Annotated in this window: 5 protein-coding genes, 2 rRNA genes and 1 other annotated feature (1 of these 8 only partly in view); all 7 genes read right to left on the reverse strand. The window is 34.6% G+C overall.

The features are described 5' to 3' along the window. Positions 1–142 (reverse strand) — a binding site (T-box leader); it reaches 55 nt to the left of the window's first position. A gap of 181 nt (positions 143–323) precedes the next feature. Further along, entirely contained in the window at positions 324–2120 is a 1797-nt protein-coding gene (locus BUB48_RS07950) for a TolB-like translocation protein (protein ID WP_073025710.1), read from the reverse strand. Between the two features lie 94 nt (positions 2121–2214). Next, on the reverse strand, positions 2215–5028 hold the full coding sequence (locus BUB48_RS07955) for a UPF0182 family membrane protein (RefSeq protein WP_073025711.1): 2814 nt from the start codon (positions 5026–5028) through the stop codon (positions 2215–2217). Positions 5029–5111: 83 nt separating this feature from the next. Next, positions 5112–6143, reverse strand: coding sequence for a PTS transporter subunit IIC (locus BUB48_RS07960; protein ID WP_073025712.1), 1032 nt, complete (start codon positions 6141–6143; stop codon positions 5112–5114). A gap of 445 nt (positions 6144–6588) precedes the next feature. Further along, complete coding sequence (locus tag BUB48_RS07965) at positions 6589–7107, reverse strand: transcription repressor NadR (protein WP_073025713.1); 519 nt, start codon at positions 7105–7107, stop codon at positions 6589–6591. 8 nt (positions 7108–7115) lie between these two features. Continuing rightward, a complete protein-coding gene (locus tag BUB48_RS07970; protein WP_073025714.1) occupies positions 7116–12530 on the reverse strand; it encodes a diguanylate cyclase in 5415 nt (1804 codons plus the stop codon). 401 nt (positions 12531–12931) lie between these two features. Then, positions 12932–13048, reverse strand: a 5S ribosomal RNA gene (rrf, locus tag BUB48_RS07975). A 71-nt stretch (positions 13049–13119) separates the two neighbouring features. Continuing rightward, positions 13120–13201 (reverse strand): 23S ribosomal RNA (locus tag BUB48_RS07980); the annotation flags it as partial.

Raw genomic sequence — 13201 nt, forward strand, 5'->3', positions numbered from 1 at the left:
TCTCTATGCAGTATAACGGCTGCTACCGTTTTGCTCATCGCAAACCCTCCAGGATGGATAGGATAAAACCTCAGACCGACTCGCACCAACCGCCGGCTCTCTTTACTAAGTCTTTTATCATTTTCCCTGTCATTAGTTTTACCTATTGTGCATTATTATACATTGGCTTTTTTAATAACGCAATACTTTTTTTATATTTTTACAAACTTAATGTATAGAGCTTTTAATTTATGGAAAAAATCTATTTAGAACAAAAGATAACCAACCTAATGTACAAAAGATGAAGCAAAAAATAGCCCTGCCCCCGGGGCTATTTTTTATGTTTATCTCAATATATAGAAATTCTCTTTATCTGAGCCAAAAATCATGCCTTGATGGATTTTTAATACTGTGTCCTTAGTCCTGTCATATATAAAAGTATTATAGTAGTCTTCATACAGCTCATAGGCTATTATGCTGTTATCTTTCAAACCATATACAGAATAAGAAAGATTTCCAGTTATGACATTCTCTATATTTTTATTATTCATGTTTATTATATGTCCATCTCCATATGCCATATAGCCGTTTTCTTCATCATACTCTGTCTTCCTGATTACCATAATATTCCCTAAAATACTTGGATTAGATGCATCCTCAATAATTATATCAGCCTTTCTATTCTTTAAATCTATGCTATATACATTTGCTTTATCACTTTTCTGGCTGTAGCCTTCAGATATGATGGTATTGTTGTCCTTCCAACTGTATTTTAAAGGAATGACAAAACCGTCACTGCTAGTATGGTAGAATACATCTTCTACGGTTTGTATATTTTTCCCATTAAAATCTATACAGTAAATGTCCACGAGACCGCTGCCTTCGTTAGAATCCTTATATTCAGATTTAAACACGGCTATCTGGCTTCCATCTGGAGATATCTCAGCGCCTAATATATAATCCATTTGAGTTGGAGCATATTCAAAAATAACCTCTCCCGGCTTACCTTCCAATGCCTCATTCAAAGAATAATAGAGTATTTTCTTGCTGGTATAGACTATAAAGCTTTTTCCATCAGGCATCCATCTTGCTCCAAATATGATGCTTTGTATATAGTCGATACCTTTCAGGAAATGTTTCTTAACACCTGCATTATCTAACTCCAATAGTATAGGTTTTACAGGGTAAAAATCCCCTCCATTATCTAAAAGCCTATAACCAAAAGCATATTTTCCATCAGGTGATATATCATCCAGCTCCAGTATTTCATCCTTTATAGGCATATCTGAGACAATATTTCCATTTGCATCTACCTTAGAAACCTTCCTGGCTTTCTGAACAAGAAATCCAAATACCTTATTCATTTCAAACTCTTTATATTCTTCCCCTGTTGTGGTTTTAGCTCCATTGAAGCTTATAGGATAGGCCTGTCCCTCATAGAGATTTTTAAAAGCTATGGTCAGATTGGCATCATCCTTCCACTCTAATTCCAATTTTGCCATATATTCTTCAGGTACATATTTAAAACCATCTATAAAAGCTGACTCAACACTTTCCCTGTTCATGGGATAATTAAAGGTTACCTCAAAATATTTATCCTTTTCATCCAATATATATGTATTAAAATCATAGCCAGTATCCGAATTGATAGTAGGATCATCTTTCAGCTTTATATATGCTTCAACCTGCTTCTGCCTACTTAGCAAAATGCTTATATCTTCACTTAGCTTAGCCCCATTATCATCAACAATGCCTGCCTTCAATACAATATTGATTTCATCAGAAAGACCTTTTGTATCCTTAAATTCTACACATATTCTGGTAGTATGGATTTCATCATTGGATATGATGCTTATATCCGGTTCAGCCATATCTGGTGATATAGTCAGATACTTCTTCACACTATCTTCATTTAAATCCAGTTTCCCATTAAACCAGAAATTCAATTGAAAAGGTTTGTCAAAAGTTCCTTTCCGATCTTTCATCAAGGATATTTCCCTATCGTCAACATCCATTGTAATTGCCAGAGGTTTTAAAGCCTTATCAGTCTGGCTGCTGGAAGTTGTTCCTCCTTCCTTTCCGCAACCTACCAAGAATATCATAGAAAAAACAAGAATAATTGCTATAATACCTTTTTTCATAATTTATTCCTCCTTTCAAAGAAAGGGACCTTATATGGTCCCTTTCTTTTGCCCAGCTCTATTTTGACGAAATACTATGATTTTTGTTTCTCACCTATTGAACATTTGGAGTTGAACTATTCAAACTTTCAAGTATCGCCTTGAGTTCATTAATCTTTTCTCCATACAAAGCCCAGTTTCCTGCTCTCTGAGCCTCCTGAGCCTGATTAAATACATCATTTGCCCTCCTTATCAGTTCAGCAATGGTACCTGTTGCCACTTCTCCTCCAGTTGCCGGTGGCTGCTGGGTTCCAGGTTTTTCAGGAGTTTCCGGAACTTCTGCTTTTTCTGCCGGGAATATTCTAGCCAAAGATTTTTCCAGACTATCTTCCATAACCACTTGGTTCTTATAAAATACGATTACCTTCTTTAATTCCGGCAAAGCGCTGGCATTGCTTGCTCTCAAGTATATTGGCTCCACGTAGAGTATGGAATCCTCTACAGGTATTATGAGCATATTTCCTCTTATAACCTGAGAATTGCCTCCTGACTGGAGCAAATTGATGGCATTTCCTATAGCCACGTCCTGACTTATTATACCCTCAATCTGCATTGGTCCTTCCACAATCTTTCCTGGCGGGAAAGTGTACAGCTTAAGCTGACCATAGTTTTCACCGTCATTTTTAACTGCAAACCATGCAATCATGTTGTTTTTCCCTTGAGGTGTATAGGGTACCATCAATATGAATTCTTCCTTGTCAGAGTCCGGCAGCTTCATTATGAGATATGAAGACTCTACCTCCATAGTTTCTGTAGTAGTGCCGCTGACACCATAAATTTGAGTTGCTATATCCCATACATCGCTCTTATTGTAGAATTCCTTTGCATCTTTTATATGGTACTTGGTATAAATTTCCGCCTGTATATCAAACAGAGTCTGAGGATACCTCAGATGGGCTCGCAAATCCTCCGGCATACTGCTCAATGGCTTAAACAATGTTTTGAACACATTTGCATAGGTTTTAATTATTGGATCGCTTTCGTCAGCTATGTAAAAGTCAGTGTTTCCGTTATAGGCATCTATAACTACCTTTACAGAGTTTCTAATATAATTGGTGGTTGAATTCTTGCTAATGGATTGAGAATAGGGATATTTGCTGCTTAATGTATATGAGTCAATTATCCAATATAGCTTGCCCTCGCTTACCACTATATAAGGGTCTTCATCATAGGCCAAAAAAGGCGCTATCTTATTTACTCTTTCGAGTATATTTCTATTTAGCAATATTCTGCTGTCAGAACTTATATCCTGAGAAAGAAGGAAGTTCATCTTACCCTTGACCAGGGCCAACATCAAGCGATTAGGCAGCGTAAGCCTGATACCTCCTGTACCTTCATAAGTGTTCTCCACATCTCCGCTGCTTGAAGGATAATCAAATTCCATTTCTCTGGTGTTTACAATTACATAATCCTTTGTCAATTCTCCAAAATATATCTGTGGTCTTTCTAACTTCACATCTACATCAGAAACAACAGGCATATCTCTGATAAAAAGCTTTGGCTGTCCCGAAGAAGTAACTTCATTTACGGGAGACATTGCTATACCGTATCCATGAGTATAGTTCAGGTATCTATTAATCCATGATACAGAATTTCCTGCCTCTTGCTTAGGCAAGTTTTCGCTGTGGAGCTCTCTTGCAGATATGAATACCTGCCTGTAAGTTCCGTTTATCATATATCTGTCTATATCTATATCATTAAATTGATAATAGCTTTTTAATCCTTGAATCTGATTATATATGTCCTTGGCAGGTTTGTAATCATTTACAGGAATATTCTCTATGGTTACAAAGTTATCATCTATATCTTTCCTTGTAAGGTTCTGAGCCAGACTAAACTCTTTTACCTCTACCTTGTCAAGTCCATAGGCATAGTTGGTATAATCTATATTGTGCTGTATATACTTTTCTTCTTTTGCAGACTCATTAGGCGTAACAATAAGATTCTGCACCGATGTATATACAATGCCTGACAAAACAATGGCCGCCACAAGAAGCAAAGGACCAAATATGGCCAACTTCGGCTTCTTTCCTTTATAGGAAATCATGAAGGAAACAGCAGTTATAATGGAAATTCCTATATAAACATAATAAAAAGGCAAGCTCACATGTATGTCTGCATATCCAGCGCCAAAAGCCGCTCCCCTGGTGGAATACAATAATTCAAAGCTTCTGAGATAAAAACCTAAAGCGAGGAGAAGAAAGAATATTCCACCCAATACGGATAGCTGCTTCCATGCTGCTTTCAATACTTCCTTATAGGACATTGCTTTAATTCTGCGAATATTATGTCCTTCTTCCATTCCTGCATCCTGCTGTTTAGGCGTAACTAACATTATAGCATTGAATACAACAGTTATAATGGCAAACAAAACAACAATGCCTATCAAAAAGCCATATAGCTTATTTAAGAAGGGCAATGTAAATATATAAAATCCAATATCATGTCCAAAAATAGGATCCTTTAAATTAAATGGAGTCCTGTTCATAAATATCAAAAAGTCATACCATACCTCTGATACAAAGGCAATGGACAAAATAAGAGAAATTAAGGCAGATACAATCACAAATATCTTGTTTCTTGTTCTTGCTTCCTGACTTGACAATATTGCTCCGGTTTTCTTAATTGAATGTGCATTTATTGATTTAAGAAATACATAGAATATTACGAAGCTCACAACCAAAGATGGTATAAAGAATTTTATCTGAGTAAAGAGTTTCTTAAAAAATACCTCTCTGTATCCTAATTCTCCAAACCATTGATAATCAATGAAATACTCTGAAAATGTCGCAAAAACAGCAACAACTATAACCAATAAGACTAAAAAAATTGTAAGGCCCTTGATTTTCCAAGTTCCTTTACCTTTCATTTCTATCCCTCCAAAAAAAGAATATGGCCCATGATAAATAAATTATACAATCATGGACCAAAATATTCAAATCCTTTTGCATTTTATAAGTCCAGCTTCATATCTCCAGGTCTAATATATCCTTTTTTTCTCATAAACTCAGATATGACCAGCGTGAGTATTGCAGGAAGAGCAATATGGAGTATGAAAATTTTTACCAATATCATCCCAGCACTCTCTGTACCCGACATGGCTGCAAAAGTTCCAAATTGTCCCACAAGGCCGCTGGTTCCCATACCTGCTCCTTCCGGCACGTTTTCCATCTTAAATATTGTAGTTGATAATGGCCCCAGTATGGCGCTGGCCAATGTTGGTGGAATCCATATGAGAGGATTTTTTATTATATTTGGCACTTGAAGCATGGATGTTCCGATGCCTTGAGCAATAAGACCGCCTATCTTGTTTTCTCTGTAGCTTGCCACCGCAAAACCTACCATCTGAGTACAACATCCTACAGTTGCCGCTCCACCAGCCAATCCGTTTAACCCCAAGGCTATAGCCAAAGCGGCACTGCTTATGGGCAAAGTCAATACCATACCCATTATGACAGAAACAAGTATGCCCATCGGTATGGGGTTCAGAACAGTAGCAGTATTTATAATAGCCCCTAGGGCTGACATCACTGCAGCTACCACAGGTGAAACATATTTTCCTACGATTCCTCCTACAATTATTACAGTTGACGGTACCACCACTATATCCGCCTTGGTCTTACCGGCTACCAACCTTCCTACCTCAACACCCGCAAGGGCAGCAATAAAGGCTCCCATAGGCTCTCCCACTGTGATGCCATATTGGTTTGAGGAATTCAAAAACACCGTACCTGCTCCAATGGCACCTGTAACTGCTGAAGAGAATACTGCTAAAGCAGGGGCTTTTCTGCCATAAGCTACAGCAATTCCTATAGCCGGTCCCATAAGGAACTTTGCCACTCTTCCTAAATCAACAAGCAGCCCTATTCCAAGTATTTTTCCAATCTGGTCAAGTATGAGGCCAACAATCAAAGATGAAAAAAGACCCAATGCCATAGAACCTAAGGTGTCTATGAGATATTCTTTGAACCATTTTTTCTTCATATCTTTTCCTCCCTAACGTATTTACACCTGTCTTGTCACCTGTCAATTAAGAATATAACAGATTATCATCCAATATACAAGTACATAAATTCATACAAATTTCGATAATCTTCATGTTAAAGTTTTCTTGTTGTAAAATATATTATCTTCAAAATACGCAAGTGCATAAACTTATGCAAATTCCGATAATCTGCATAATAAAAGTTTTCTTTTTGTGATAACATATTATCTTCTGATCATCTAAACGTGTAAATTTGCTCAACTTCCGATATTCTGTCTATATAATTTTTCCTTTCATGAATCAATTATTCCTAATATTCAAGAGCTTAAACTTTCCCAACTTCATATATTTCGTGTAAAAAGGCTTTTACGAAAAGTATAAACTAAAATTTATACTTTCCTAGCATTATAAAAAATTATGCTCATGGAGGTTTTCCATGAGCATTTATCTGTTATTTATCAAATATCCATGTTTTTCTAAATCACTGACAATATGATAATAGGATGTTTCATCGGGCACTTCAATGGTATGCAGGTGCACTCCGCCGGTAAGCATTGAAAGGGGCTTAGTATCAGAATTCTCATAATGCCTCATAAAATTGTCTATATCCAATCTTGATTCCAGCATGAGCATGGCTTTTATTTCTCCATAAAGAGAATGTTCAACTATGACATCTATAACCTTTCCGCCATTGTCAACTATTATTTCCAATTCCTTTCTCATACCCATTTTATCATGACAGCAGGCAATGATCTTTCTCATTCTATTTTTTAAATCCTTCATAAGCAAATAACCCTGAGGAGTTGCAATTATGTTCAAACCCCTGGCTCTCAATATAGCAATATCCTGAACTATAACCTGCCTGCTTACTCCGGTTAATTTTGATAGATCTGTCCCTGTCAGGGGAACAGATCTATCTTTCAATATGCTAAGTATTTTTTCTCTTCTTTCATCAGCTATCATAAAATCACCTATCTTCTATCCATGCAAAATACAGGAGTAATTATTTCACAAAGTCTGGTAATGAAGTTAAATATGTTAGCATCAAATTCCTTATATCTCAATTCTACGGAAAGATAGAGCACAGCATATATCTTTTCTCCATAGACAAATGGTATCACCATTTTTGATTGCCAATTAGGTAAGCCTGTATATGGGTCCAAAGGAGCATTTCCCGTCCAATCAATTAAATATTCTCCACTCATTGATTCAATTACCTTTTGGAGAATTTGGTCGTTATATGGAATACTATCCATATTCTTTTTATTAATATTTTTTCTCAATATCTCATTCACAGTCTTTTTATTGTCATCCAATATGAATATATACCCTATGTCCGCTTCTGATATTTCTATTACTTTTCCGAGAAATTCATTCAATTTTTCATCCAAAGATGCATCTTTGCTTCTCTGCAATTCCAAAACCTCTAACATGGTCTCAACATTTCTCTGGTCTTCTACCATGTTTCCCGATATGATACCAGCCAGCTTATCAACCCTTTTTACTGTTCTTATCATGTTGATATCAAAAACTGTTGTCCTGTTTCTTCCATTTTCTTTGGAGTGATAGAGAGCTTGATCCGCTTTGTCTATTAAATCCCTCATCCATGAGCTATGATCAGGATAGGTGGCAATACCTAAACTGATGGTAACAGGAGTATGGTATCCTAAGAGTTTAGCATTCTCCACCTTATTTCTTATTTTTTCAGCCAGGCTATATGCACCTTCAATACCAGTCCTGGGAAGAAGTATTATGAATTCCTCCCCTCCATATCTGGCACAAATATCGGTTTTCCTGACACTGTCCATAACAATGGCTGCTACTTTTTGAAGTATCTCATCTCCTCTTTGATGTCCAAAACGGTCGTTTACCTGTTTAAACTTGTCAATATCAATCATTATTAAAGACAATTGTCCTTCCGTTGTAGAACTTATATATATTTCATTTTGCAGAGCCAGTTCAAAATATTTGCGAGTGTAAAGATTAGTCAACTTATCTATACCGGATATCTTCTTCAAGTTATAATTTTCTATAAGTACATGTAAAATCTTGGATAAAACCTCACACAATTTGCATGTCTCTTGTGTAAAGTTATTTATTATCGTATCTGTATCTAAATATATATATCCGCTAATTTTGTTTGTTTCTTTGTATTTTCTTCTGTCATTATATAAACCATCATCATTTCCTGACCAAGCAACGGGTATACAAAATACGGCGCATATATCCTTAGGTATTATACTATCTTTAGTCTTGTTTCTGTAATCAAAAGCATCGGTAATTACTATGCTCTCATTTTTCTGTCTTGCCTGATCCATAATATATTTATAAAAAGCGTTGTTTTCATTTTTTATTTGAGTCGACAGCATTTTTATGTTATTCTCTTCATCCAGAATAGCTAAAAATCCGTTTTTAGCCTGAGTCAATTCCATAAGCATTTTCATCATTACATCTAAATTATCTTCTACATTTTGACCCAGACTGTTAACGGTGGCAAAAAGATCAAGCAAGAACCTGCTCATGACACCTTTATCCAAATCTATGTTCTTTTTTAGAAATCCTATATTATCTTTCTGCACTATATCCTTAAATTTTGCATAATCAAAATACTCTCCCATTGTTTTTTTCATATCTTTAATCTCTCCACCTAATAGGGAAGTACCATAAAGTATACTTTTGCCGGTTATTTTTTGAGCAACATCCAGCAGGTTTTCCTTAACAGTATACCTTTTATGTGAAAGCAAAAATTTAACCTTATATTCATCAGGTACTCCCTCTACAAGGATTTTTAATGAATTTATAGAAGTAATAAAACACTTGAGGGCTTCGTGTTGTTCACCTTGATTATATAACTCTCGGCCTAAGGTTTTATATAATTTCCATTTAATCTCATTGCTCTCTATGGTTTTATCAGAACTTGCAATTATCATAAGTTTATCTTTTCTTTCATTTTCTTTTGATGCAATTGCTGAGAGATATTTAAGCTGGATTTCTAAATGTTTTGTGTTTATTTTTGATGAGTATTCCTCAGATAAATTCAGAAATCTAATAGCTTCATCCAGCCTGTGTTGATCTATGAACAACTCAGCAAAGCTATGGCAAGCTCTTCTACCGAGTTTATATTTTCTGTTTGCATAAAGCTCCATTGTAAAATCCATTAGATTATCAAAATCCATATCTCTATAAAGCTGAGCTTTACACAACTTGATTATATATAATGCTTCAAAATTTGCTTCTACGCCCCAACTTATGCACATGTCAACAGATTTTTGTGCATAAGTCATGGCTTTTTGAAAGTATCCTATATTGTAATAGAATACTGCTTTGCAAATATAATAGTATTGAATTGCTTCGCCTAAATTCTTAGACTCATTTAATATGACTTCAGCTTTTTCCATGCATTTCAAAGATCTTTTATAATCTTCCAGTTCTATATTGACTAGAGATTGGTTTATATAAGTCATAATTTCAGAATACTTGATATGAGTCTTTTCTATGATTTCAAGAGCTTTATTGTAATATTCCAAGCTTTCTTTGAACTTATCCTTTTCTCTATACATTTCTGCCAGGTTATTATAACTATAGGACATGAATGAATAATTATTAGCTCTTTGACATATGTACAGACTTTTCTGAAAATAATTTGTGGCTTTTTCTATATCATAATAATCCTCATAATAAATAGTACCTAAGCTATTCAAGGCAGGTATTAGTCCGTCATATTCCTTTAAATTTTCCAGGACTTCCACGCTTTCTTCTAAATGCTTTAATGCTTCATCAAAACAGCCTATTTTTGCAAGAATCCTTCCATATACGCTTTTGAGCATAGCCCAGTAATATTTTTCATCTTCATCTATTGATTTAAGAGCCTTTTCAATAATTCTTGTATGGGAATTGTATTTCCGTCTATATATCATTAGTTCGCTTAGAGCCAGAATAAGATCAAGCATCCCTTTTTTATAACCAATACTCCTTATAATTCTCTTTGCAGCAGCAGAATGCTGAAGGCAAGACTTTACGTCATTTAATTTATAGAATAACTTTACCATCTTAATATGAGCATCGGCTAAAGATTTGGTATCCTCATTCTTCTCAGAATTGTATTTGGCTTCATTATAATATTCTAAAGCTTTATCCAATTCATCTATTTTGCAATATAAATCTCCTAATCTATGGCATATAGCTGTCTTTTTAAAGGAAATGTTATTTTCAGAAAAATAACTATAACCCTGTTCTAAAAATTGAATAGCCTGTTTAATCAAACCTTTCTTTGAAGCTTCTTCAGCAGATATGACAAGATAATCTATTGCTTCATCACATCTGCCGCTTTTAGTCATATGATATATGAGCTCGTCTTTGTTCTCTCTCTTCTCCTTGGTAAACTTATCCTCTAATATTCTGGAAGCTTTATCGTGATATCTATATTTCGTCAATTCATCCAAGGAAAGATAAATGTTTTTCTTAATTGTCATTGAATTAAAATCTAATGAAATACCCCAGTCATCCACTTTTCTGGAAAGAATGTTAGCCGAAACTAACCCTTCAACAAGCAAAGAAACTTCTTCAAAGCTCATGTCTATCATGTTTTCCAGCACATCAACAGACACAGCTGAGTTAAATATGGATATTACATCCAACATCTTTCTTTTATTAGGTTCCAGCTTGCTAATTTTATTTTGCAATATTTCATCAGGACTTATGTCCAGATTTATCCTTGTTAAGTCTGCCTTATCAAAAACCCAATGTCCCATATCATTCACATATATATACCTGTCCACATAAAGTGAATATATGGTTTCATGAACTAAATATGGGTTTCCGTCAGTTTCTTTATATACTTGAGCAATGAAATCAACAGGTACATCTTCTATACCTAGCAGGATTCTGATTAAATCGGCAGTCTCATGAATATTTAAATTAGACAGATGTATTTCATTGACGCTATCATCTCCAGACAGTTGCTTTATATGGCTTATTGCTTCTTCTTTAAATATATCATTGTCAAAGGATATTACATAAAATAATTTGCTTCTGCCTTGATTTCTAACAATGTAATAAAAAACATCCTTAGAAGCTTCATCCATATATTCAAAACCCTTTATCATGAGTATAAAAGGCTGCTTTATAGAAGCTTCCAATATAAAATTTCCTAACCTATATACAAGTTTATGCTTTTCCTTTTCTTCATCATCAGAAAAAAAAGGCATAAAATCATCATTTTTTATGATCTCCGGTAGTATGTACCCTAATCCATCTTGATATTTATCTATGAGGTCTTTACTTACATATTTTATTAAATTTTTTATGATCTCAGTAACAACATAGAACTTTTGATAGGATATTTGCTTAAGGTCTATATATACACCATCTTCCCCTTCCTGAAATATCCTTTTTTCCAGTGCATATAAAAAAGCCCCTTTGCCTGTCCCTGGGCTACCTGTTATAACTACCATCTTTAGTTCGTCATCTTCTATAAAGCTCTTATGTATATGTTCCACTATATATCTCATAAAGTTCTCTCTTGCAACAAGACTTGTAGGATATATAGGGAAGGTTTCGATATACTTTTTATCCGTAATATTCAATGATAAATTAAGGCTTTCATTTATATCTTCTATAATTTCATCTACAGATTTATATCGCTCCATAACATCAGCAGATGTGCATTTTTTAACCACATTGAGAATACTATATAACTTTGATTGCGGATTATATAGTGCTTTCTCAACTCGGTCTTTAAAACTAGAGCCATCAAGGGACATACCTGTAAGAATATGAAACATGATGACTCCTAACATGTATATATCGCTTTGTTTTGTATATTCAGAGTATTGTATTACTTCCGGCGCCTTAAAATACATGTTTTCGCCATCGATTAACATATTTTCTCTCACAGGTGTTTTGTAAGGAATTGATGATATTTTTACTTGTATATTATCTTTATTTTCAATAACATGTATTTTACTGATATCAATATTGCAGAATAACATTCCTCTAAGATGAATATATTTAAAAGCAGCACAAAGCTGTCTTGTTATTTCCAGAAGCTGATCAAAATTTTTATTTTTAGCATAGCTAAGTAAATCTATGCCCTCATAATGTTCATAGGTATAATAAAATTTATTTGACACAACAGGCCTGGCGTTGATTACTCTTATTCTATTAAAATAATGAAATTCGGCAATGTTTGGATGAATTATGTTCAGATAATCATAATAGTTGGATTTCATATACTCAATAAAATATTTAGTCTCAGAAACATAATCAATAATTCTAAGCCTTTTGAGCATATTATCCTTATAGATGTCTCTCACCACATATTCGCAGCCATACTTATCCTCTCTTAATAATTCAACAGTCTTATACTGACCATTAAAAAAATCCATCAAAATTCCCCCAGAGCCACTACAATAAAATAAAAAACAATTACTTGAGTTTATTAAATATTTTAGCATAAGTATGTTGCTATTTCCATATTGTAAAATTTTAAAATATTCCAAAATTACCTAAATATACATCAACCGTCGTATTGCCTATAATATGATTTTACACTAAAAGACACTAAGGATTTACTGAAATACACTAAAGGGAGCTACTTAGACACTATATGGAACTAGAAAAAGCATATGTGCACTTGCACATATGCTTTTTCTTTAGTTACTGTAGCTTTCTTCATAACATTGCTTACCTAACCCATATATTTGCTTTCTGCCCTGCTACAGGCAACATAATACCTTTTAGTGTATTTTAGTGGTCTTTGGTGTCTTTTCGTATTCTAAAATAAAAAACCCGGCAACGACCTACTCTCCCAGGACCCTTCGGTCCAAGTACCATCGGCACTGGAGAGCTTAACTTCTGTGTTCGGTATGGGAACAGGTGTGGCCTCTCCGTCATTGTCACCGGATTATTCGCTATATATATATTTTTTTTTCGAAGGTCTGCACCTTCAAAACTACACAATACTAAGACTTAGTTTAGATCAAGCCCTCGACCTATTAGTATCGGTCAGCTAAATACATCACTGTACTTACACCTCCGACCTATCTACCACGTAGTC

It is taken from the genome of Lutispora thermophila DSM 19022 (assembly GCF_900142105.1).
Taxonomy (GTDB): Bacteria; Bacillota; Clostridia; order Lutisporales; family Lutisporaceae; genus Lutispora; species Lutispora thermophila.

Excerpts from the sequence above, each read along its gene's own strand:
- BUB48_RS07950 (WP_073025710.1), bottom strand. The coding sequence starts at position 2,120 with ATGAAAAAAGGTATTATAGCAATTATTCTTGTTTTTTCTATGATATTC.
- BUB48_RS07955 (WP_073025711.1), bottom strand. The coding sequence starts at position 5,028 with ATGAAAGGTAAAGGAACTTGGAAAATCAAGGGCCTTACAATTTTTTTA.
- BUB48_RS07960 (WP_073025712.1), bottom strand. The coding sequence starts at position 6,143 with ATGAAGAAAAAATGGTTCAAAGAATATCTCATAGACACCTTAGGTTCT.
- BUB48_RS07965 (WP_073025713.1), bottom strand. The coding sequence starts at position 7,107 with ATGATAGCTGATGAAAGAAGAGAAAAAATACTTAGCATATTGAAAGAT.
- BUB48_RS07970 (WP_073025714.1), bottom strand. The coding sequence starts at position 12,530 with ATGGATTTTTTTAATGGTCAGTATAAGACTGTTGAATTATTAAGAGAG.